The following is a 23,191-nucleotide window of genomic DNA, read 5'->3' as shown; positions in this document are numbered from 1 at the left end:
CAGGTTCGGGTGTAGTCGCACCGGTGAAAACGCAGGCTCGGAGAGCGGCGCGTTCTCACCACCCCCGCGGGAAGAGCCATGGACAGACTTGACGGACTGGGCCCTTGGACGCGAGGACTAAAAAAAGAGAATTTGACCACCCTGATGGGTCACTTGAGATCGCGGTTACGCGGTGCCTCTGACGGGACGGTCATTGTCGATGTTGAAGATCATTCCGTCCAATAGCTCCTCCAGATCGGGGCGTGCTGCCGGACCGTTTGAAATATCTACAAGCATTAAACTGCCATCTGGTCGGATTGCGAATGTCCCAGGCTCGGCAAACATAACCGAGGTTTCCGCCTCGGACAGGGGTTCAGAAACATACAGGCCCAGATCGCGCATTTGCGGGACTGTAAGCCCATAACACAGATCGAAATTCCATCGGAACTCATCGCGGTCTGCCAAAGCCTTTTCCAGAGGATCGGCCGAGACCACAATGACATTCATCCGATCGGTCCAATCGGCCAACCGTGCATTTAACTTGTTCAAATAGCGTTTGCAGCGAGGACAATGCCGGCCGCGATAGACAAACAACATTGTCCAACGATCGGTTGCTGTGCCAATCGCCCGTGTACCGCCATCCACATGTGCAAAACTTGTCGGAGTAACCTGTTTGCCAACATTTGGTTTTGTCATTTTATTTTCCCCCTCACATTGTACGCCTTGTAAGATTCACCCCAGCGAAAACGGTGGCCTTCCTGCCCGGTTTTAGACGCCTTCAAACAGGATTTCCTTCTTTCTGTCGGCATCCTGCTGGCATAAGGCAAAGTCGTCTTCATGCAGAAACCCCCGTGGTGCGGCCGCAATTTCGAAATGTCCGAATTCATCCTGGCCTGAAACCAGCGCGACCAAAGTACGCGCGCCATTCTTTTGTTTCATCGACGGTTTGATGAAACGAAGGGCGGCGCCGATCCGGCGATCATCTGTTTGGTTGGGGCCCGAAGCGTGAAACAGATGGCCGTGGTGGATCGAGGCCTGACCAGCGTGCAACGCGGCGGCAACCGTGTCGGCATCGTCGACATTCACCGCTATCTCCTGTCCGCGCGACAGCAGGTTGTTCTCATCGAAAGTGTCCACATGTGGGACGATACGGTTCTGGTGGCTGCCGGGAACAAACCGCATACAGCCGCTTTGCTCGGACGCCTCTGAGAGGGCTACCCAACAGGTGACTTCCTGTGCATCGTCCAAACCCCAATATGTCAGGTCCTGATGCCACGAGACAATTTTGGGCGACCGCGCTTCTTTAACGAATAGGGCGCCGCTCCAGACCATGAGATCGGGGCCCAGAACAGGCGAGACTGCAGCAATCACATTAGGATGGCGCAATAACGCATCAAAAGAGGGTATCAGCCGATCTGGATAGGAATACAGCAGTTTCAGTCGCTGGCTGTCGCCCGAAACTGCGTCTTCGGCCCTTTCGAAGTCGTCGCGCAACCTTTGCGCTTCGCTTGGGGTCAGAATATCCAGCGGCGAAACATATCCGTTCTTTTCATAGTCACCGCGTATGTCGAGAGTTTCGTTTCGCATTGTCATCCTGTTCTGTCTCGGATCACTTGACCAAATATCATTCCTTCAACCAAGTAAATTTGTCCAAAGCGGGTGCCCGCAGGCCGCATTTGCATGGCGTATCCCAAGACACCGGTCGCATTCAGACGGCCGAAACCAGGGCGATCCCAACCACCGCCAGCAACGAGGCTGCCATTGCCAGGTTTATCCGACGGTGCCACGTCTCGCTGATATCCAAACTGCCAAGTTTCGCCCCGGCGCTGAGCCAGATCAGGTGCACGGGCACCCAGATCAGGTTGAATAGGATGATCTTGATCACTGCCTCCCAGATCGGGGCGTCGGGCAAAAAGGCGAACCCGGAAAACAGCGCAGTGCTGACGACATAGGCTTTAGGGTTGATGAATTGCAGCGTCAGCCCGTTCAGAAACCCAAGCGGCGTCGCAGCAGGCGCAAATCCCACACGCGACCCGGCACTTGCGATGCGCCATGCCAGAAACACCAGATAGCTCACCGACGCGACCAGCAGCACTGTCCTCAGGAAGGGCACAGCCAAGGCCACAGCGGCAACGCCCGAGATCACCAGCAGCATGTTGATGAACCCGCCCAGCATCAACCCGGCGACAAACGCAAAGCCAGCACGAAACCCAAAGGCCGACCCGATCCCCGCCGTTGTCAGCACGCCCGGACCGGGCGTGATCAACAGAAAGAACACCGCAATGACGAATTCGATCATGCGCCAGAGTGGCCCGCTATAGGTCCTTGCATTCCGGAACGGGCGTCAATACCGATCCATCCTGCAAGTGTTGCAGCAAATTGTCGACCGTCAGGTCGCCCATGGCCGCACGAGTTTCAACCGTTGCGCTTCCGGCATGGGGCAGCAGCGCGACATTTGGCAAATCACGCAGGGCCTGGGGCACGTGGGGCTCTTTCTCGAAGACGTCCAGCCCGGCCCAGCCCAGATCGCCCTGTTGCAGCGCCTCGATCAGGGCCGTTTCGTCCACAACCGAGCCTCGGCTGACGTTAATCAGCGTGCCTGCCGGGCCCAAGGCTTTCAGCACCTCGGCATTGACCAACTTGTTCGTCGCGGGCCCACCCGGCGTGATGCAGATCAAAACGTCCACATGCGCGGCCATATCCACCAAGGAGCCGAAATACTGATAAGGTACATCCTTTTGGCTGCGTGAATGATAAGAGATTTCGGGCGACCAAGGGGCCAGTTTGTCCGCAATCGCCTGACCGATGCGGCCCAGACCCAGAATGCCGACCTTTTGACGATCAGCCGAACGGGTCAAAGGCGCGTTGCCCTCAGTCTCCCATCGGCCAGACCGGACATAGGCATCGTCGCGCACCAGTTCGCGGTAGCAGGACAGCATCAGCAGAACAGCGGTTGTGGCGACCTCGTCATTCAGCACATTGGGGGTGTGGGTTACGACAATACCCAGCTGCGCGGCAGTCTTGGCATCAACCGCGTCGTAGCCGACGCCATAGACGCTGATCGCCTTGAGGTTTGGCAAAGACGTCATCAGATCGGTCGGGATGCCGGCATGCCCGTTTGTGATGACATGTGTGATGTCTGCGGCTTCGTATTGATCCAACTGATGAATGTTGAAGGCCGGAGACAGGCGGGATTGCATCCGCTCGGTGATATTTCCGATTTGCAGGAGGTCGGGCATCGTGGCGCACCTTTTTATCTGTAAATGGGCGGGGTTTGCGCCCCGCCGAGAGGTGTCAGTGATTGTCGCGCGGGGTGAATTTGCGGGCGATATCGCGGTAGTTTTCGGCCCCTTTCAGGATCATCCCCCGATCCAGTTGATCCACTTTTTCGCGGAAGATTTCCTGCCACGGTGACTGATGGGGAGGCATTTCATATCCGCCATTGGCCTCTAGCGCGCGGGCGCGTTCGTGCAGCTCGTTCAGCGGCACCAGCATGTCGGCCGTGCCTTTGCCCAAATCAATGCGCAGGCGGTCGCCGTTCTGGACCAGAGCCAAGCCCCCACCTGCCGCCGCTTCGGGCGCCGCGTTCAGGATCGAGGGGCTACCCGAAGTGCCCGATTGCCGCCCGTCGCCGATGCAGGGAAGCGCTTCGATACCCTGTTTCAACAGGTAGGACGGCGGTCGCATATTCACCACCTCGGCCGCGCCCGGATATCCCTTGGGGCCAGCCCCGCGCATGATCAGGATACAATTGGCGTCGATATTCTCGGATGGATCGTCAATGCGGTGGTGGAAATCCTCGGGGCCATCAAAGACGACCGCGCGCCCTTCGAACGCGTTGGGGTCGTCGGGGTTCGACAGATACGCCTTGTGAAAGGCGGGCGAAATGACCGAGGTCTTCATGATCGCACTCTCGAACAAATTGCCCGACAGGTTGATGAACCCGGCCTGTTCCTTGATCGGAGCGCTGACCGGCTTGATGACGTCATCGTTCAACGACCGGCGTGCCGCGCAGTTTTCGCCCATCGTCTTGCCATTGGCCGTCACCGCATTGGGGTGCGGCAGCATGTCGGCGGCGATCAATTCACCAATGACGGCGGGAACACCGCCCGCATGTTGGTAGTCTTCGCCCAGATACTCACCTGCTGGCTGAAGGTTGACCAGCAGAGGCACGTCATGGCCCAAATTCTGCCAGTCGTCATTGTCCAGCGGCACACCCAAATGGCGGGCAACCGCGTTCAGGTGGATCGGAGCGTTGGTCGAGCCGCCGATGGCCGAGTTCACGACGATGGCGTTTTCAAAGGCTTCGCGGGTCATGACATCGCTGGGGCGTAGATCCTCCCATACCATTTCGACGATCCGACGCCCGGTTTCATAGCTGATCTGGCCACGTTCACGATAAGGGGCCGGGATGGCTGCTGATCCGGGCAATTGCATCCCCAGCGCCTCGGCCAAAGAGTTCATCGTCGTCGCGGTGCCCATGGTGTTGCAATAGCCAACGGACGGGGCGGCGGCGGCGGCGATATCCATGAACTCATCGGTGTCGATATTGCCCGCCGCCAAGTCTTCGCGCGCGGACCAGATCACGGTGCCGGATCCGGCGCGCTTGCCCTTCCACCAACCGTTCAGCATCGGGCCGACCGACAGGGCGATGGCGGGAATGTTCACCGTTGCGGCCGCCATCAACAGCGCCGGGGTGGTCTTGTCACAGCCGATATTCAGAACCACTCCATCCAGCGGGTAGCCATAGAGGCTCTCGACCAGCGACAGATAGGCGAGATTGCGATCCAGAGAGGCCGTGGGCCGCTTGCCCGTTTCTTGAATCGGGTGAACAGGGATTTCGATACAGGTGCCGCCGGCCGCAATGATGCCGTCGCGGACACGTTTAGACAGCTCAATGTGATGGCGGTTACAGGGGCTCAGGTCACTGCCGGTCTGGGCGATCCCGATGATGGGCTTGCCGGATTGAAGCTCTTCCCGCGTTAGGCCGTAATTCAGGTACCGCTCAAGATACAGCGCTGTCATCTCAAGGTTTTCGGAGTTCATGAACCATTTGCGCGATCGCAGGTCTTCTTTGTTTATCTTTTTTGTCATCGGCCGAATTCCCTGTCCTTTAGATCGGTTTGGTTTGTGGTCATTGCGATTTCTGCGCGCAAAATACCGCAAACCGAATTGCGTGCCCGGTGCCAGCGCTTTCGCAGCTAGCACTATCGGGTTGGTTTGATTTGAACCCTTTTCGAAACTTTCCATGATTTCGAGATTATGAAGACGAATCGAAAGTGGATTTTCAATCTTAATAGTGCCAAAAAGACCTCAAAGTAAGAATTATTAGCGCTATCATTTGCCGCGCCGGGAAATGTGACAATAGAGCGCCGGGCAGGCGCTCCAAAAGGAACTGGCGAATGAAGCAAGGATCAATCGCGTCCCAGCTTGGGGTCAGGGTGCTGGGCTCTATTCGTCAGACAATCTGGAACAGCTGACCGGAATGGTACGGCCCTTGGAGGAAAACCAATTGTTTCTGGTAGATTCCGCGGCCCGGACCGTCACTGGGAAAAGCGCAAAAATCGCCACGTGCTCTGATCACCGTGCGGCTGTTTTGACAACTTGATTGAAGAAAAGGATGAGGCCGCATTGGATCACGTGGCTTTGTCTAAGAAACTAAAGCAACGGAACGGGGGTATCACGTGAAAAAGATACTGATCATAGGTGGCGGCGGAATGTTGGGCCAGAAACTGGCGCAGCGCATCCGGAACGAGCAGGTTTTTTGCTCTGACGTCGAACTTACGCTGTTCGATCAATCCTTTCCGCCCAACGGGGTCGTTGGCACGCAGATAGCAGGCGATATTGCTGCGATGGGCACAGCACAGGATTTGGCGGCCCGTCGGCCTGATTTAGTGTTTCACCTCGCAGCTATTGTGTCAGGTCAGGCGGAAACGGATTTCGCCTTGGGTTGGGATGTCAATCTGATGGCCACATGGGCGCTACTGAACGCTCTGAAAGTTGAACATGACGCATCTGAAGGGGAATACCGGCCTAGGTTTGTATTTGCCTCTTCCATCGCCGTATTTGGGGCGCCCTTCCCGGACAAGATCGACGACGAATTCCTGTCGGCACCTTTGACCAGCTATGGCGCGCAGAAAGCGGTGTCCGAGTTGTTGATTACAGATTTCAGCCGCAAAGGGTATATCGACGGCCTGTCGCTGCGCCTGCCGACCCTGTGCGTGCGCCCCGGCAAGGCCAATGCTGCGGCCTCATCGTTCTTCTCGGGCATTATCCGAGAGCCGCTGAACGGTGCCGAGGCGATCCTGCCGGTGGCCGATACCGTGCGCCACTGGCACGCCAGCCCTCGGTCAGCGGCCCAGTTCCTGACTCATGCTGCCGATCTGGATACCCGACTTTTGGAGGGCCGCCATGCGCTGAATATGCCCGGCATCAGTTGCACGGTCGCCGAACAGATCGAGGCGCTGCGCAATGTGGCAGGGCAGGAGGCCGTGGACAGGATCAAACACGTGCCGGACCCGGCCATCGAAGCCATTGTCAAGAACTGGCCACGCGACTTTCAAACCGACCGCGCGCTGAATCTTGGTTTCAGGGCCGAATCCAGTTTTGAAGAGATCATCCGAATTTATCTGGAAGATGACCTGAATTTCTAAGCGTCCAGCGTTTCGCCGGTCAGGTGCCGTTTCAGGTGGTCGTGTATTTTCTGTTGGGTCAGCTTCGGGTCGCCTGAAAGAGCAGCCTCAAGAATATTGGCGTGATGTTCGATATTCATCGAAATGAACTCGAATCGGCGATCCGCGACCATCAATTGTTGCCGGAATTGCGCATAGACGCGTCCATGCATTTGTTTCAGCGTCTCCGATCCGCAGGCTGAAATCAGAGTTTCATGAAACTCTTTCTCAGCGGCGAACCAGATATCGATCAGGTCACTCGGATCGTCTTTGTCGCGGATGCGCCTTTCGATGTGACTTAGTTTGTGATGAGCTGCGGTTAGGCGTGCCTCCCAATCGACGCCGCCGTTTTGGATCGACAATGCGGTTCCCTCTGCTTCCAGCAGAATGCGGACGTGGGTCAGTTCGATCAACTTCTGGGGCGCGCGTTGCGGCACGCGGAACCCGCGTTGTTCCTGAAAATCTGCAAGGCCCACAGCAGCAAGCCGGAACAGGGCTTCACGGACCGAACTGGCCGAACATTTGTATTCTTTCCGCAAGTCTTCCGCCCGAAGCTTGGCCCCGTGTTCGAATCCGTTCGAGATCAGCCGCACCTTAAGATCTTGATAAATATCGACTTCAGCGGTCATCGAAAGAGTTATCCTGAACGTTACCCTTCGCTCTTCCTATCCCTAATTTCGTTTTTGGGCAATAATCTCGAAATTACGCTCAATTTCACATTTTACTTGTCGCATGCGATTCGGCGTCCTAACGTCAGGCAGCGTCGTTCAAGAGAGGGCTTAGAAACCTTCAGCACGCCACGCTCAACGTCTGGGAGGACAATATGAAATTATTGACGACCGCGGCCGCTGTGGCCGTAGCCACGACCATGGCCGCGACATTCGCCGCTGCCGAAACCACAAAACTGCGCATTCAAACCCATTTCTCGCCGGAACAGCTGTCGGGCAAGATGGCGGCCAAGTTCATCGAGGACATCACCGAAATGTCCAACGGTGAGATCGAGGTCGAGATGTTCTATTCCTCGTCCGTCGTCAAATCGGTCGAGACATTCGACGCCGCCGCAACGGGCATTCTGGATTGCGATATGACGGGTGGCGGCTATCAGACCGGTAAGAACCCCGCATTCCAATTCGCAGGCGATCTGCTGGGTGGCTATCAGAACCCCTATCAGCAGATGGCATGGCTGCTGCATGGCGGTGGCCGCGATGCGCTGAACGAGCTGTATAACGGCTATGACATGGAATTCGTCGGCTGGTGGATTCCGGGACCGGAATCGCTGTCCTCGACCAAACCGATCGCAACGGTCGAAGACTTCAAGGATTGGAAATTCCGTTCTCCTCCGGGTCTGGCCACGAAAGTGTTCGCCGAGCTGGGTGCCTCGCCCATCGTGATGGACTTTAACGAGATCTTCACGGCGCTGGAAACCGGCATCATCGACGGCGCTGACGCGGCGAACCTGACCAACAATGTGGGTCTGGGTCTGTATGAGATCGCGGGTCACACCAACTTCCCGGGCTTCCACTCGATGCCAGCGGATCACCTGGCCTGCCGCAAGGATGTCTGGGAATCCATGCCCGCGCATCATCGCAAGATCATCGAGGTCGCGATGGACAGCCTGGCCCTGCACAACGCCACGATCAACGAGGTGCAGAACGCGCAAACCGCCAAAGACCTGCGCGCTCAGGGTATCCAGCTGTATGAATGGACCCCGGAAGATCTGGCCGCTTACCGCGATGCCGTTCAGGTTGGCTGGACCGAGTTTGCCACCACGCCCGAAGCCAAGGCGCTGTTGGAAAGCCACATTGCGTTCCTGAAAGACATGGGTGCGATGAAATAATCGGCGTCATGCTGAGACGATCCTTCGGAAAGGCTGCGATCCGTGGCCTTTCCGGACCTTTCTCAGGGACGTATGTCGAATGAAAATCACCAAGATCATTAGTCACGTCCTGCGCTACGACATGCCCGAGGTTTTGGGCTATTCGCAGCAATATTACGACAAGCGCAGCGCGCATCTGGTCGAAGTTCAGACCGACGAAGGCGTTACCGGATGGGGCGAGTGTTTCGGCCCCGGTACGGTCGCTCTTGCCAACAAAACCATTGTCGAACAGGTGATCCAGCCCATTGTGCTGGGATCGGATCCGATGGACCGCGACGTGATCTGGCACAAGGTCTACAACCTTCTGCGAGATCATGGGCAGGGTGGCATGCCCCTTCAGGCCCTTTCGGGTGTGGATATCGCTCTTTGGGATATCGCTGGCAAAGTGGCGGGCCTGCCGCTGCACAAGCTGATTGGTGGGGCGCATCGCAACTCGGTCCCCTGTTATGGCTACGGTATGATGCTGCGCGATGAACCCGTCGATGATCTGGCGCGCCGCTTTACGGACGAGGCCGCCGCGATCAAAGAGATGGGCTTTGTCGCCACCAAGATGAAAACCGGCTTTGGCCCCGAACCAGACGTCAAGCTATGTCAGGCCGTGCGGCGCGGTGTCGGCGACGATTTCCGGTTCATGGTCGATGCCAACCATGCCTATACCACGTCGGATGCGTTCTATGTGGGACGCGCTCTGGACGAGCTTGGAGCCTATTGGTTCGAAGAGCCTGTCGCGCCCGAGGATACCGATGGATACCGCGAGTTGCGCAAAAGGCTGAAAACCAACATCGCTGGGGGCGAGGCGGTGTTCAATCGGTGGTCGTGGCGCACTCTGCTGGAAAGCCGTGGCTTGGATATCGCCCAGCCCGAGGTTTGCGCCTTGGGTGGCGTATCCGAGTATCTGCGGATTCTGGCCTTGTGCCACGCCCATTTCACTCCGGTCGTCAATCACGTTTGGGGCAGCGCAATTGCCGTATCCACGAACCTGCATCTGCTGGCAGCAATGCCGCCGATGCCGGGCGGCCTGCACCCGTGGGAGCCGATGCTGGAGTTTGACACCACGGACAACAAATTCCGGGACGATCTGCTGAACGTTCCTTTGGACATTCAGGGTCAGGTCAAAGCTAACGCAGGCCGTGTCGCGGTTCCGACCGGGCCGGGCATCGGCGTCGAGCCCGACCACGACTTCATAGATCACTTCCGGGCCAGGACATAACGACAGGGGGCAGGAAATGCAGAAATCCACGGGTGGAATTATTGAATGGCTGATACCCTTGGCATTTGTCGGAACGGCCAGTTGGCTGGTCTGGCACCTGCCTGCCTTTCTGCTGGATTGGCTGCCCTACACTTCGGAATCCCTGAAATCTCAGGTGCAGGAGATTTACCTGCGCGCCGACATCACGCCAAATGCCGCTGGCATCTTCGGCGGACATATCGACATCTTTGACATGCTCGCGCTGATCCTGACACCGATACTTGCGGTGATCGGTGCCCGAACCGTGCGCCCGGCTGCAATGGAGTATGGCGGGCTCAGCGCCATCGACCGATTTGCCCTGTTCATCGGGCGCGTCACCATGATGATGATCGCCATCATGACCATTGTGATGCTGTACGAGGTCTTCCTGCGCTACATTCTGGAAAAACCTACAGAATGGGCCAACGAAATGACCCTGTGGTTCGCCAGCTTCGTCTTCCTGATGTCTGGCTACTACGGGATGCAACAGCGCAGCCACATCCGCATTTTCCTGCTATACGACGCCGTGCCACGATGGCTGCAAAGGGTGTTCGACACGATCTCGACCGTTCTGATCGTGCTTTTCGCCTTCTTCCTTGTCTATGGCAGCTACAAACAGGTCTTCGTCAACAAGTTGTATAAATGGGAGCTGTTCGGCTCGGCTTTCAACCCGCCGATCCCGGCGACCCTGCAACCGATGGTGCTGATCGTCATTACGCTGGTGGCGTTTCAGGCGGTCGTGAACCTGATCTCGGATTGGAACAAGGAACCCGAGATTCACACTGACGAACCTGATGAAGAAGAGATTGAAATGCTGAAAAAAGCAGTGGGGCAAGACTGATGGATATTGGAACAATCTCACTGATCCTGATGGTCGCACTTATCGTCTTGCTGGCCATCGGGATGCCGCTGGGTCTGGCCTCGGCCTCGCTGGCGGTTCTTGTATTGGTGCTGAAATTCGAGCCCAACCTGCTGCTCAACCCATTTTCCTTTGGCGACGGGCTGCTGACCGGCAGGCCGGGGACGGGGCCGCTCTATATTCTGGCACAGAAAATATACGGGCTCTTAACGGATTACGTGCTCATATCCGTGCCCTTGTTCATCTTCATGGCCTCTCTGCTGGAACGCTCGGGGATCGCCAAGGACATGTATTCCTCGCTCAATATCTGGTTGTCGCGGACGCGGGGCGGGATTGCCATCGTCACCTCGATCATGGCGGTGATCATGGCGGCGATGTCGGGGATTATCGGGGGTGAGGTCGTTCTGCTGGGCCTGATCGCCCTGCCGCAGATGTTGCGGCTGGGGTATAACCAGAACCTCGCCATCGGTGTGATCTGTGCGTCGGGCTCGTTGGGGACGATGATCCCGCCGTCAATCGTGTTGATCATCTATGGTCTGATCACCGAAACCTCGATCAAGTCGCTGTTCACCGCGTCCTTCATCCCCGGCTTCATGCTGGCGTCGATGATCATCCTCTACATCATCATCCGCACCCGGCTGAAACCCGATGATGCCCCCTTGCCTGAACCCGACCCGAACGACCCCGAGCCGACCGAAAAGCGCAAGCTGTTCGCCGGGTTCATGTGTATCGTCGTTGCCGGATTTTCCACCGTTCTGTTCATCCGGGCCGCGTTCTTCGAACTGTCAGGATCGAATGCCGCCAGTCAGGGTGAGCCCGCGCGGTTCGGGACGGCGGATTACCTGCCCTGGTTCGCAGGCATAACCATTGTTGCGCTGCTGCTGATCTTCTTCGTCTTCGGCAAAGAGCGCGCGCGCGTTGGCTGGCATATGGGCAAAGGGCTGGTCGCACCGATGGTTGTGATCGGCGTGGTTCTGGGTTCGATCTACGGCGGCATCACCGGTATCACCGAGGCTGCCGGAATGGGCGCGTTCGCTGTTCTGATCATCGCCATCCTGCGCGGAGAAGGCTCGTTCGAGCTGGTCTGGGACAGTCTTATGCGCACTCTGAAATCCACCGGTACGATCATCTGGGTCACGATTGGTGCCGCATCGCTGGCGGGGGCCTATACCATCGCGGGCGGACCGCAATATGTGGCTGATCTGATCGTGGGTCAGGAATTGCCACCGATGCTGGTCATTCTGGTGATGATGCTGATCCTGCTGTTCATGGGCGCGTTCATGGATTGGGTCGGGATCGTCTTGCTGATCATCCCGGTCTTCCTGCCCATCGTGCTGCGCCTGCCCATCGAAGAGATCGGCCTGATCGGCCAGCTGCAGCCAAATCACGTAGCGATCTGGTTCGGCGTGGTGTTCTGTATGAACATGCAGGTCAGCTTCCTGTCGCCGCCCTTTGGACCGGCCGCGTTCTATCTGAAATCGGTGGCCCCGCCGCATATCAGCCTGACTGATATCTTCCGCGGCTTCCTGCCCTTTATCGGCATCCAGATTCTGGCGCTTTCGGTGCTGCTGATCTGGCCCAATATCATCGCAATCCTGTTGTGAGGATCGACCCATGCTGACGCAAGAGCAAATCTCACGTTTTGAAACCGATGGCTATCTGGTCGTGCCAGACGTTATTCCGCCTGACATTCTGAACCGGGTGATCGACGAATACTCGACCCTGCTGGATGGGCTTTATGCGGACTGGTTCGCGCAAGGTCTGGTGCCCAGCCCCGAGGGTCTGGATTTCTGGGGCAAGCTGCTGGCCGCTTACGAGGCCCGGTGCGACTATTTCCAGCCCATGGATATTTCTCTGCCCGGCGACCGGATCATGGCCGATACGCCTTTTCACATCGGACCCGCCGTGTTCGAGATGATGACCGCCAAGCCGCTTTTGGACGTGGTCGAGCAACTGATCGGCTCGGAACTGACCAGCAACCCCATTCAGCACGTGCGCCTGAAACCTCCGGCGCGGAAGCTGGCAAATGATGAAATCCGCGCGCATATTACTGCAACGGACTGGCATCAGGACCGGGCTGTTGCGCTGGAGGATGCGGACCAGACCGACATGGTCACTGTTTGGATCGCGGTGAACGATGCGACGGTCGAAAACGGCTGTTTGCAAGTGCAGGCCAAAGCCCCGGATCAGGACATCCTGCCCCATTGCGCGCGCACCCAGACCGGGATCGCGGACGGGTTTGTGGATGAGACGACCGCTGTCCCCCTGCCGGTCACAGCCGGAGGCATCGTCCTGTTTCACCCTCTGACCCCACATGCCTCGCTGGTCAACACCACGGATCAATTCCGCTGGTCCTTCGACATACGCTACAGCGCGACGGGGCAACCCACAGGGCGCGGGCATTTCCCGGATTTCGTGGCCCGGTCCCGCGTCAACCCTGACCGCGAATTGCACGACTGGCGTGTCTGTCGCTCGAACTGGGAGGCCGCCCGCGCGCGTCTGGCCACCCAGCCGCATATCGACATTCATCGGTGGGACTCGACCTCTCCGTTCTGCGCATGAGGGAAACCGGACATGACATCTGTTCTGGCAGATAACGGCTCCACGCCGTGCGCAACAGGAGCAGCGCAGTGAAACGTATCCTCGTCGTTGGCGGCGGGCTGATCGGCATTCGCCATATCCAAGCCGTTAAGCAACATCCGGGCTGTCATCTTGTGGGGCTTGCTGACCCGGACATGTCGATCCGTGTGGACGCAACCCGGTTCGCCAGTATGGATGACGTTCAGGACGATGTGGACGGCGTCATCATCGCCACCCCGACCCATCTGCACGCCGCGCATGGCATGGCGGCAGCAGCACGCGGGTGGCACATGCTGATCGAGAAACCGGTTGCTGGCACCGTGGCCGAGGCGCAAGCGTTGGCCCGTGCCCTTGAACAGGCTCAGGTCCGCAGTCTGGTCGGCCACCATCGCCGCTATCACCAAGTCCTTCAACATCTTAAGGCCAAGATCGCCGAGGGCGTCATCGGGCGGGTCATCAATGTCTCGCTTTTATGGGCGATGCGAAAGCCGGACGCTTATTTCGAACAGAACTGGCGCACCTCGGGCGGCAGCCCGGTGATGATCAATCTTGTCCACGACATCGACGTTTTACGCTTTGTCATCGGCGAGATTAGCGAGATTGCCGCCTTGCGAGGCGCTTCGCTGCGCGGGACGGACAGGATTGAAAGCGGCGCGGTGGCGCTTGCATTTGAAAACGGGGCGACGGGAACCATCAGCTTCGCCGATACCGCGCCCAGCCCCTGGGGGTTCGAGGCCGGGATCGGCGAGAATCCCAATATCGGCACCACCCATCAGGACATGATGTGGATCACCGGCACAAGAGGGGCCATCAGTTTCCCGTCGCTGACCCTGTGGCAGGGCAAGGACTGGGGCACCCCGTCAGAGCGCGTGGAGTTCGACAAACCGGCCCAAAGCTGCGTGCCGCTGGACGCGCAGTTGGATCATTTTCTAGGCGTGATGGATGGGGCCGCTCCGCTGATTGATGTGGCCGACGCCGCGCGTACCCTTGCGGTCGCCACCCGGATTGAAGAAGCGTTGGCGAAACAGAACGCGGGCTTGCCGGTGCAGGCCTGAACACGCGCTCGCAAAGGATGGGCGCAGGGACACATAAGACGAATTGATGGAAAGGAATTCGCATGAGCAAACCTTCTGTTGGATTTATTGGCCTCGGGCTGATGGGCGGGGCCATGGTCAACCGGTTGCTGGACATGGGCTATGCGGTCACGGTTCTGGGCAACCGCAATCGCACCCATCTGGATGCTGCGATCGCCCGCGGCGCGGTTGAGGCACAAAACGCAAAAGATCTGGCCGCTGCCAGTGACATCGTGATGCTGTGCATGGGCACTTCGGATCAGGTCGAGGCGCGGATGCGCGGGGAAAACGGCGTGATTGCGGGTTTGAAGCCCGGCGGCATTGTGGTGGACTTTGGCACCTCGCTGCCCGGCAGCACGCGGACCCTCGCGGATGAGGTCTCTGCCGCCGGGGGCAGCTATCTGGACGCACCGCTGGGGCGCACGCCCTCACACGCGCTGGAGGGCAAGCTGAACATCATGGCCTCGGGGGATCAGGCCGCTTTCGACACCGCAAAACCTGTGCTCGAAGATCTGGGTGAGAACGTGTTCCACCTTGGAGCCGTCGGCTCGGGGCACACGATCAAGCTGATCAACAACTTCTTCGGCATGACCGTGGCCAATGCCATGGCCGAGGCTTTCGCCATGGCCGATGTGGCTGGGGTGGATCGCAAGCAGTTGTACGATGTGATGGCTGCGGGGCCACTGCATTCGGGGATGATGGATTTCGTCACCGCCTATGGCGTTAATCAGGACCCGAACCAACTGGCCTTTGCGATCAAGAACGCTGCCAAGGATATCGGGTATTACGACCAAATGGCGCGCGATGCGGGAGTCAGCAGCGTGATGTCTCAAGGCACCTTGGCCGCGTTGAACGATGCGCGCGACACTGGTCAGGCGGACGATATGGTCAGCCAGATGGTCGACTATTACGTCAACCGGTTCAAACCCTAGGCGATGACCGTCGCCGCCCGATCGACCGCAGATTTGCCGCGTCTGGGCATCGTGTTGATGCTTCTGGCGTGGCTGCTGTTTTCCTTTGTCGATTTGGGGGCGAAATGGCTGGCCGTCGCCGGATTTCCGGCCTTTCAACTGGCGTTCATGCGCTATGCGGGCCATTTTGTGATCTCGCTGGGTGTCATCGCAAAGGGGGGCTTCCAGCCCAGCCGGTTTCATACCGATCATCCGTGGCAACTGATCAGCCGGGCTCTGCTGCTGATTTCGGCCACGGTGTTCAACTTCTACGCCCTTCGGTTCCTGCCGCTGACAGCGGTGTCTGCGATCATGTTCTCAAGCCCGGTGATTGTGTGTTTCCTGTCGGTCTTTGTCCTGAAGGAAGCCGTAGGGCCGTGGCGGTGGTTTGCCATCCTTCTGGGCTTTGTTGGCGTATTGGTGATCGTCCGCCCCTTTGGCGCGGTGTTCCACCCCACCATGTTACTGATCGTCTACAACGCGACGGCCCTGGCGCTGTATTCGATCATGACCCGGCGGCTGTCCGGGGTCGTGTCGGTTGATACGATGCAGTTCTATCTGGGCCTCACTGGAACAGTTGTCCTGTTGCCCTTTGCGGTGTGGTTCTGGATGCAGCCCGAAAACCTGTGGAGCATGATCGTGCTGATCGGACTGGGCGTCTTCGGATGGGGCGGCCACCAATTGCTGACAAACGCGCATCGCTTTGGCACCGCCAACCAGTTAATGCCCTTTACCTATTCCTTCCTAATCTACATGGCGATCTTGGGTTATCTGTTCTTCGATACCGTGCCGGACGCCAGCACGCTGACGGGGGCTGCGCTGATCATGGGCGCCGGGCTGATCATCTGGAAACGGGAGAAGCGATAGCGGCCCTTATCCCCTCACCGCAGCCAACACATCTTGCGCCCCTATGATCTGCAACAGCGCTTTGTCCGGCTCATCCTGCTGGGTCGCCTGCGCGATGTCTGCCGCCAAGGGATCGTTCAGCGCGCGTCCTTGGACGGTTTCTGACACACAATAGGCAATCCATGCCCGTAACCCTTCGGCAACCGCTTTTGATCCCGTCTCGCGCAGGGTGGGGATGAACCTGTAGGGCAGTTTCTGGCTGCCATCCATCGCGATCTGATCCAGTCGGTGGGCGAGTTCGGGGTTCTCGAACCGGGCAATCAAGGCGGCGGCATAGTTTGGGACCTGATCCTGTACCTCGTCTGGCAGCGTTCTTCCGGCATCGGCCATCAAATCCTGTACAAGCGGACGCAGAACAGGGTCGCGGATCGCCTCATGCACATAGGTTAGCCCACGTCCCAACCCCGCGTAGGCCAGCAGCGAATGCGCACCGTTCAGCATTCGCAATTTGCGCAATTCGTGCGGAGCGACGTCCTTGACGAATTGCACGCCCGGCCAGTCGGGGCGTGGGCCTGCGAAGTTGTCTTCGATCACCCATTCCGAGAACGCTTCGGTCGGGACGGCCATGGGATCGCCGCTGATGGCGCGCACCGCATCCGTGGTCGCCGGAGTGATCCGGTCAACCATCGCGTTTGGAAAGCTCAGTCTGTCCCAGTTCAGGTCCAGCCCTGCGACCGCGGCGAAATCGGCAACGGCCGTTTTCAGGGCGTCGCCGTTGCCCACCCGATTGTCACAACTCAGCACCGATACCGGGCTATCGCGCACCGCAAGCCCGAAGGCCAGAAATCCGATCAGGGTCGACGGGCCTTGCCCTGCAAGATCAGAGGCGATGGCCGGATCGTCCAACTGCAACCGACCTGCGCTGTCCAGATGATAGCCCTTCTCGGTCACTGTGGCCGAGATGATATCTGCCTCAGCCATGGCCTGGAAAATCGCGTCTCGGTCATCGGGCAGGGCCAAAACGTCGCGCAGAACCCGGATGCGCCGGACACCTTGACCCTGCACGCACAGGTCATAGTCAAACCCTTGCTGCGCCAACCCGTCCCGGATCGCTGTAGACCGCAAGCTGACTCCGACCAAATCCCAGCCCTGCGCCTGATCGGTGTAGTCCAGCAAATGCGCACGAGCGAAGTTGCCGAGACCGAAATGCAGTATCAGCCCCATACTATAGCTCCAGCCCGTAGACCTGCCGCGCCAGATCAGTGGCCAAAAGTTGCGCCAGCCGTTCAGCGTCGGCCATCCCGAAATACCCACGATCGATTTGCTGGGACAGATGCAGCGCCACGCCGCGCCGCCACATGTCGTGGCGCGCCGGGATCGACAGAAAGGCACGGGTGTCGTCGTTGAACCCGGCCAGATTGAAGTAACCTGCCGTTTCCACCACTTGATCGAAATAGCGCGCGATCCCCGCAGGGCTGTCATGGAACCACCAGGGCGGGCCAATGCGCAGACAGGGCCAGTGACCCGCCATCGGGGCCAGCTCTCGGGCATAGGTGCCCTCGTCCAGTGTGAACAGGATGATACGTAGCTTTGGCGAATTGCCAACACGGTTCAGCAGCGCGTCCAGTCCGTGCACCCAATCCATCGCGATGGGAATGTCTGCCCCTTTGTCACGCCCGAAGCCCTGCATCACAGCGCGGTTGGTGTTGCGTCTGCTGCCCGCGTGGATTTGCATGGTCAGCCCGTCCTCGACCGACATCTGCGCCATTTCGATCAGCATGTGACCATAGAACCGCCGGGCATCCTCGGCGCTGCCTGCGCCCTGCCGCAACCGTTGATAGATCGGGTCGGGATCGTCCAGCCATTCGGTCTGCACTTTCTCGATCCCGTGATCGGTGGCCGTGCAACCCAGTTCGATGAACGCGGCACGCCGCTGGCGCAGGGCTTCAAGATAGCCGCTGAAGCTACCGACATCACAACCGGTCATCGCACCCAGTGCAGTCAGGTTCTGGACGAAATCCGGGTCCGCTCCATCCAGAACCCCGTCGGGGCGGAAAGTTGGAACAACGCGCCCGCTCCAACCGCTGTCGCGGATCGCTTTGTGAGGGGCCAGATCATCCAGAACCGAGTCCGTGGTGGCCAGAACCTCGATCCCGAACCGTTGGAAGAGCGCCCTTGGCCGGAACGCGGGCTGCGCCAGACGGGCGGCAATCTGATCATAGATCGCATCGGCGGTGTCCGGCGACAGATCTTGAGAAACCCCCAGAGTTTCCCGCAGAACATAGCTGATCCAGATCCGCGACGGGGTGCCCAGAAACAGGTCCCAATGAGTGGCAAAAGCGCGAAACACCTGACGCGGGTCCGCATCGCGCCCCGCTGGGCCCACCCCCAGTTGCTCTAGCGGAACGCCTTGGGAATAGAGCATGCGGAACACATAGTGATCGGGCACCACCAGCAGCTCGGCCGGGTTGGGAAAGGCTGCATCCTGCGCGAACCAGCTTGGGTCGCAATGACCGTGCGGGGACACGATGGGCAGGTCTTTGATGCCCAGATACAGGTCTTCTGCCATGCCCTTTAAATTGCCTGTCAATTTCCCCTCCGTGCTTTGCCCAAGGAACAGTTAACACATTTTTTACGGCTTGCATCTTTCGGGTACAAAGCCTCAGACTGATCCCAGGAACCGGGGGGAAGAATGAACATTGCGCTGATTGGTTTGGGGATGGTTGCGGGCACCCATGTTGCTGCGATCTCCGCATCGGACCCCGGCTTGACGCTGGCTGGTGTTCTGGGGCGTGACCCTGGAAAAACCGCGCAAATTGCGAACCGGCATGGCACGCGGGCCTATGCATCGGTTCAGGAGATCGCCAATGATCCATCCGTCGATTTCGCAATCATCGCCACCCCACCGGACCAGCGCTTGTCACTTGTGCAAACCCTTGTAGCGGCAGGTAAACCTATTCTCATGGAAAAGCCGGTTGAGCGGGATTTACAAGCCGCCACCCGGATCGTCGAACTGTGCGAAACTGCCGGGGTGCCGCTGGGCATCGTGTTTCAACACCGCGCACGAGCGGCCTCGGCTGCGCTGAAGGCGGCCTTGGAGGCAGGCGAGCTGGGCTCAATCGCGACGGTCGATATCTGTGTGCCGTGGTGGCGTGACCAAAGCTACTATGACGCGCCGGGGCGCGGCACCTATGCGCGCGATGGCGGTGGTGTGATGATCTCGCAGGCGATCCATACGCTGGATCTGGCCATGTGGCTGCTGGGGCCGATCACCTCGGTTCAGGCCATGATGCGGCAGACGCCTCTGCATGATCTGGAGGCCGAGGATTGGGCCGGTGCTTTATTCGAAACTGAAAGCGGCGCTATCGGCAATTTGATGGCCACCACCGCCGCATTTCCGGGCATGGCCGAGACCATCACGATCCAAGGCACCCGCGCCAAGGCGCATCTGGGCGCAGGCGTATTGACGATCACCGCGATGGATGGAACTCAGACAACCTTTGGCGAGACGGCAACGACCGGGGGTGGCGCCGATCCGATGGCCTTTACCCATGAATGGCACCAATCGGTGATTGAAGATTTTGCCGAAGCGATCCGCACGGGCCGTCCGCCCATGGCCACGGGCCGCAGCGCGCTTTTGACCCATGCGGTCATTGATGCGATGCAAATCGCCAGCGAAACCGGCCTGAAAACGAGAGTATCCGCATGAGCCTGACCTGCGTCGCCCTTGGGCTGGATCACCGCCATATATATGGCATGACTGAAAACATGCGCAAAGCGGGGGTTGTCTGTGTCGGCTATTGGACGGAGGGAGACCCCGTCACTCTGCCTGGCTATGTCAAACGGTTCCCCGACATCCCCCGGTTTGACCGCCTGGAGGACGCGCTTGGCTGCGGTGCCGATCTGGCCCTGGTCTCGGCCATTCCGGCAGACCGCGCGGCGCTGACGGTCAAGGCCATGCAAAACGGCATGGACGTCATGAGCGACAAGCCCGGCTGCACATCCTTCGAACAGTTGGATCAGATCAAACGGGCCGTGGCCGAAACCGGGCGCATATGGTCGGTTAATTTCTCGGAACGGTTCGAAACCGCCGTTAGCACCCGCGCCAGCGAGTTGGTTTCGGCAGGGGCTATCGGGCGGGTCGTGCAGACCATCGGGTTGGGCCCGCACCGCCTGAACAAACCCACCCGACCGGACTGGTTCTTCAAACGCGACCGGTACGGGGGGATTTTGGCTGATATCGCCTCGCACCAGATTGATCAGTTTCTGCACTATACTGGGTCGGATACGGCCCAGATCACCAACGCATTCGTCGCCAACTATGCCAATCCCGACGACCCCGAATTGCAGGATTTCGGAGAGCTGAGCCTGCGCAGCGCCCATGCCACTGGCTATATCCGGGTGGATTGGTGCACGCCCGATGCGCTGCCCAATTGGGGTGATGGGCGGCTGACGATCTTGGGAACCGAGGGGTATATCGAACTGCGTAAATATGTGGACGTAGGCGGCGCACCCGGTACAGATCACCTGATTCTGGTCAATGGTGAGCGGTGTGAAAAGATCGACGCCTCAGGCGCTGGCCTGCCGTATTTCGCGCGTCTGGCCCATGATATCCAACACCGCACCGAAACCGCGATGACGCAGGCGCATTGCTTCACGGTCATGGAACTGGCGCTGCGGGCGCAGGAAATGGCAGAGGCGTCATGATCAATGTCGCAATCCTCGGCGCGGGTATCGGAGCGCAACATCTGGCGGCGCTGTCTCAGCTTGGCGATAGGTTCCGCGCGGCCGCCGTTGTCGATAAGGATGCAGCCCGGATTGAACAGATCAGGGGCGATGCTGATTTCGCGGCGCTGACCGAGATTCAGGATGCACTGGATGATCCCTCCATCGACCTTATTGATATCTGCCTGCCGCCGCATCTGCATGTGCCGATCACGCTGGCCGCGCTGAAGGCCGGAAAGCACGTGGTGTGCGAGAAACCTCTGGCCACCTCGATGCGGGATGTGGACCAGATCATCGAAACAGCGCGAAACACGGGCAAGCAGGTGTTCCCGGTCTTTCAATACCGCTGGGGCCCGGCCCTTTCGCAACTCCGCCACTTGCAGAACGAAGGTCTGTCCGGCGCCGTCCAGACCGCCGCGCTTGAAACGCACTGGTCGCGCGGGGCCGATTACTACGCTGTCCGCTGGCGCGGAACGTGGGAGGGCGAGCGCGGTGGGGCTGTGCTGGGCCATGCGATCCACAACCACGACCTGCTGACACATATCGCGGGTGACATTGCGTCGGTTTCGGCGATGGTGACAACGCGGGTCAACCCGATCGAAACCGAAGACTGCGCGGCCATCTGCTTTGCCATGACATCGGGCGCGTTGTGCACCAGCAACATCACTCTGGGCGCGGCAACGGACGAAACACGCCTGCGGATCGTGTTTGAACACCTGACCGCAACCTCGGGCACCGAACCTTACGCGCCGGGTCAGGCGAAATGGACCTTCACGGCCCGCGACCCCGCCCGGCAGAAAGACATCGACACCGTGCTTAGCCGCGCACCCACGGAACCCGCCGGATTTGAGGGGTTTTTCGCAGAAATCAGCAAAGCCCTGCGCGGGCAGCCGAACACGGCGGTGACGCTTGCCGAAGGTGCGGCCTCGGTCAGTCTTGTCACCGCGATCTACCATGCGGCACGCAGTGGGCAGCGAGTGGCACTGCCCATCACACCCGATCACCCGCTTTATGAAGGATGGCTGCCATGAAACAATGCTGGCGCTGGTTTGGCCCAGAAGACCCGATTGCCCTGTCCGATCTGCATCAGGTGGGCGTTCAGGGCATCGTCACCGCCTTGCACCACATCCCGCCCGGTCAGCCTTGGGATGTACCCGCTATTGCCGACCGGCAAGCCATGCTGGCCGAGGCTGGCTTTGAATGGGACGTGGTCGAAAGCCTGCCCGTCTCCGAGGCGATCAAGACACAGACGACGGACATGGCGGCGCATCTTGAGGCTTATAAATCCAGCCTGCGCGCGCTGGCGTCCCGCGGGATTGAGGTGGTGTGCTATAACTTTATGCCGATCCTCGATTGGACGCGCACCGCCCTGCGCGCGCCGCAACCCCATGGCGGCTCTGCCATGCTGTTCGATCTTGCTGATTTTGCCACGTTCGACATCCACATCCTGAAACGTCCCGGCGCGTCCGAGGATTATTCGGAACCTGTCCAGCACGCGGCCACTGAACGGTTCGTTGAAATGTCCGACACCGCCAAAGCCCGTCTACAACACAATGTCACCGCCGGGCTACCGGGCGCCAATGACCAGTGGAGCGTCGAGGATGTCCGCGCCCTGCTGGACACCTACCGCGACATTGACCGCACCCGCTTGCGCGCGAACCTGGTCGACTTTCTGGCCGAGGTCGCCCCGGTCGCGCAGGACCTTGGTCTGCGCCTGTGCTGTCACCCAGACGATCCGCCGTTTTCTCTGCTCGGGCTACCGCGTGTGATGTCCAGCGTGGATGACTACGGTGCCGTTCTGGACGCGGTTGACCTGCCTTCGAACGGCGCGACGCTGTGCACCGGATCGCTGGGCGTGGTGGCCAGTTTCGACGGGCCGGAATTTGTCCGCAGGCATGGCAGCAAAATCCACTTCGCGCATCTGCGCAACACGAAACGAATTGCAGGATCGGACACAGAAAAACCCGATTTCTACGAGGCCGCGCATCTGGAAGGCGACACTGACATGGCGGGCACCGTGCGGGAATTGATGGCCGAGCAGAAACGACGAAAACAGGCAGGCCGCAGCGATTGGCAAATTCCGATGCGCCCTGATCATGGGCAGGAATTGCTGTCTGACCGGGGTGGCCACAGCACGCCGGGTTACCCTTTGATCGGCCGGATGCGCGGCTTGGCCGAACTGCGCGGTCTGATGGAAGCCTTCACCTGATCGGTGCTGCATTTAAGTGCTTGCCTGACGGCAGTAATCCCCTTTTACTGATCGCACCTAACCGGGCAGCGGGGTGTCTTTGGGACGCGCCCGACGTCTTTTGCAAGACGCGTGAAACCCCCGCGAAAACCGATGCAGGAACGCATCTTTTTCACAGCATCAGCCCGCTCCGACAGGGCTGAAAAACGGGAGGTT

Annotated in this window: 21 protein-coding genes; 13 read left to right on the top strand and 8 right to left on the bottom strand. The window is 59.1% G+C overall.

Going from position 1 to position 23,191, the window contains the following annotated elements; all coding sequences use genetic code 11:
• Positions 1 to 165 precede the first annotated feature (165 nt).
• The 5 genes from AC2FJ6_RS19610 to AC2FJ6_RS19590 form a co-directional block, all read right to left on the bottom strand.
• On the bottom strand, positions 166 to 675 hold the full coding sequence (locus AC2FJ6_RS19610) for a redoxin domain-containing protein (RefSeq protein ID WP_170770828.1): 510 nt from the start codon (positions 673 to 675) through the stop codon (positions 166 to 168).
• Between the two features lie 72 nt (positions 676 to 747).
• Entirely contained in the window at positions 748 to 1,566 is an 819-nt protein-coding gene (locus tag AC2FJ6_RS19605; RefSeq protein WP_237217288.1) for a phytanoyl-CoA dioxygenase family protein, read from the bottom strand.
• Between the two features lie 121 nt (positions 1,567 to 1,687).
• Positions 1,688 to 2,278 carry a LysE family translocator gene (locus tag AC2FJ6_RS19600; RefSeq protein WP_170770824.1) on the bottom strand — a complete coding sequence of 197 codons (591 nt, stop codon included), beginning with the start codon at positions 2,276 to 2,278 and terminating at the stop codon, positions 1,688 to 1,690.
• Positions 2,279 to 2,294: 16 nt separating this feature from the next.
• Positions 2,295 to 3,218: a 2-hydroxyacid dehydrogenase gene (locus AC2FJ6_RS19595; protein ID WP_170770822.1), complete on the bottom strand. Its 924-nt coding sequence runs from the start codon at positions 3,216 to 3,218 to the stop codon at positions 2,295 to 2,297.
• A gap of 55 nt (positions 3,219 to 3,273) precedes the next feature.
• The gene (locus tag AC2FJ6_RS19590; RefSeq protein WP_170770821.1) at positions 3,274 to 5,073 is read right to left on the bottom strand and encodes an IlvD/Edd family dehydratase; all 1,800 of its coding nucleotides are present in this window, start codon (positions 5,071 to 5,073) and stop codon (positions 3,274 to 3,276) included.
• A 590-nt stretch (positions 5,074 to 5,663) separates the two neighbouring features.
• On the opposite strand from AC2FJ6_RS19590, the gene denD reads away from it, so the two are divergent.
• Positions 5,664 to 6,632 (top strand): D-erythronate dehydrogenase, encoded by a 969-nt coding sequence (gene denD, locus AC2FJ6_RS19585; RefSeq protein ID WP_170770818.1) that lies wholly within the window; start codon positions 5,664 to 5,666, stop codon positions 6,630 to 6,632.
• Here the strand turns inward: denD and AC2FJ6_RS19580 are convergent.
• Positions 6,629 to 7,279: a GntR family transcriptional regulator gene (locus AC2FJ6_RS19580; RefSeq protein WP_170770816.1), complete on the bottom strand. Its 651-nt coding sequence runs from the start codon at positions 7,277 to 7,279 to the stop codon at positions 6,629 to 6,631. The two genes, denD and AC2FJ6_RS19580, sit on opposite strands and share 4 nt — an antisense overlap.
• 194 nt (positions 7,280 to 7,473) lie before the next feature.
• Here AC2FJ6_RS19580 and AC2FJ6_RS19575 point away from each other — a divergent pair, with 194 nt between their 5' ends.
• The 8 genes from AC2FJ6_RS19575 (at position 7,474) to AC2FJ6_RS19540 (ending at position 16,083) form a co-directional block, all read left to right on the top strand.
• Positions 7,474 to 8,487 (top strand): TRAP transporter substrate-binding protein, encoded by a 1,014-nt coding sequence (locus tag AC2FJ6_RS19575; RefSeq protein WP_170770814.1) that lies wholly within the window; start codon positions 7,474 to 7,476, stop codon positions 8,485 to 8,487.
• 79 nt (positions 8,488 to 8,566) lie between these two features.
• Complete coding sequence (locus AC2FJ6_RS19570; RefSeq protein WP_496669751.1) at positions 8,567 to 9,736, top strand: mandelate racemase/muconate lactonizing enzyme family protein; 1,170 nt, start codon at positions 8,567 to 8,569, stop codon at positions 9,734 to 9,736.
• A gap of 16 nt (positions 9,737 to 9,752) precedes the next feature.
• Positions 9,753 to 10,595, top strand: a complete 843-nt coding sequence (locus AC2FJ6_RS19565) for a TRAP transporter small permease subunit (protein WP_237215826.1) — start codon at positions 9,753 to 9,755, stop codon at positions 10,593 to 10,595.
• Positions 10,595 to 12,217 carry a TRAP transporter large permease gene (locus AC2FJ6_RS19560; RefSeq protein ID WP_170770810.1) on the top strand — a complete coding sequence of 541 codons (1,623 nt, stop codon included), beginning with the start codon at positions 10,595 to 10,597 and terminating at the stop codon, positions 12,215 to 12,217. The genes AC2FJ6_RS19565 and AC2FJ6_RS19560 overlap by 1 nt, the downstream gene beginning before the upstream one ends.
• Before the next feature lie 10 nt (positions 12,218 to 12,227).
• Positions 12,228 to 13,175, top strand: coding sequence for a phytanoyl-CoA dioxygenase family protein (locus AC2FJ6_RS19555; protein ID WP_170770807.1), 948 nt, complete (start codon positions 12,228 to 12,230; stop codon positions 13,173 to 13,175).
• 68 nt (positions 13,176 to 13,243) lie between these two features.
• Entirely contained in the window at positions 13,244 to 14,248 is a 1,005-nt protein-coding gene (locus tag AC2FJ6_RS19550) for a Gfo/Idh/MocA family protein (protein ID WP_170770805.1), read from the top strand.
• Positions 14,249 to 14,310: 62 nt separating this feature from the next.
• On the top strand, positions 14,311 to 15,198 hold the full coding sequence (locus AC2FJ6_RS19545) for an NAD(P)-dependent oxidoreductase (protein ID WP_170770803.1): 888 nt from the start codon (positions 14,311 to 14,313) through the stop codon (positions 15,196 to 15,198).
• 3 nt (positions 15,199 to 15,201) lie between these two features.
• Positions 15,202 to 16,083, top strand: a complete 882-nt coding sequence (locus AC2FJ6_RS19540; protein WP_496669747.1) for a DMT family transporter — start codon at positions 15,202 to 15,204, stop codon at positions 16,081 to 16,083.
• Between the two features lie 6 nt (positions 16,084 to 16,089).
• Here AC2FJ6_RS19540 and AC2FJ6_RS19535 read toward each other — a convergent pair whose 3' ends face one another.
• Positions 16,090 to 17,286 (bottom strand): mannitol dehydrogenase family protein, encoded by a 1,197-nt coding sequence (locus tag AC2FJ6_RS19535; RefSeq protein WP_170770799.1) that lies wholly within the window; start codon positions 17,284 to 17,286, stop codon positions 16,090 to 16,092.
• Between the two features lies 1 nt (position 17,287).
• Positions 17,288 to 18,631 carry a glucuronate isomerase gene (gene uxaC / locus AC2FJ6_RS19530; protein ID WP_496669753.1) on the bottom strand — a complete coding sequence of 448 codons (1,344 nt, stop codon included), beginning with the start codon at positions 18,629 to 18,631 and terminating at the stop codon, positions 17,288 to 17,290.
• Between the two features lie 123 nt (positions 18,632 to 18,754).
• Between uxaC and AC2FJ6_RS19525 the strand changes: the two genes are divergently transcribed.
• Genes AC2FJ6_RS19525 through uxuA form a run of 4 tightly spaced genes read left to right on the top strand, consistent with a single transcriptional unit; the run spans position 18,755 to position 22,996 of the window.
• The gene (locus AC2FJ6_RS19525; RefSeq protein ID WP_170770797.1) at positions 18,755 to 19,771 is read left to right on the top strand and encodes a Gfo/Idh/MocA family protein; all 1,017 of its coding nucleotides are present in this window, start codon (positions 18,755 to 18,757) and stop codon (positions 19,769 to 19,771) included.
• Positions 19,768 to 20,769, top strand: a complete 1,002-nt coding sequence (locus AC2FJ6_RS19520; RefSeq protein WP_170770795.1) for a Gfo/Idh/MocA family protein — start codon at positions 19,768 to 19,770, stop codon at positions 20,767 to 20,769. The genes AC2FJ6_RS19525 and AC2FJ6_RS19520 overlap by 4 nt, the downstream gene beginning before the upstream one ends.
• Positions 20,766 to 21,818 carry a Gfo/Idh/MocA family protein gene (locus AC2FJ6_RS19515; protein WP_496669745.1) on the top strand — a complete coding sequence of 351 codons (1,053 nt, stop codon included), beginning with the start codon at positions 20,766 to 20,768 and terminating at the stop codon, positions 21,816 to 21,818. The genes AC2FJ6_RS19520 and AC2FJ6_RS19515 overlap by 4 nt, the downstream gene beginning before the upstream one ends.
• Positions 21,815 to 22,996 (top strand): mannonate dehydratase, encoded by a 1,182-nt coding sequence (gene uxuA, locus AC2FJ6_RS19510; protein WP_170770791.1) that lies wholly within the window; start codon positions 21,815 to 21,817, stop codon positions 22,994 to 22,996. Before AC2FJ6_RS19515 ends, uxuA begins: the two co-directional genes overlap by 4 nt.
• Positions 22,997 to 23,191 lie beyond the last annotated feature (195 nt).

The organism is Ruegeria sp. CDSA089 (assembly GCF_059612205.1).
The sequence above is the reverse complement of the archived record's forward strand: the minus strand, read 5'-3'. Positions and strand labels throughout refer to the sequence as shown.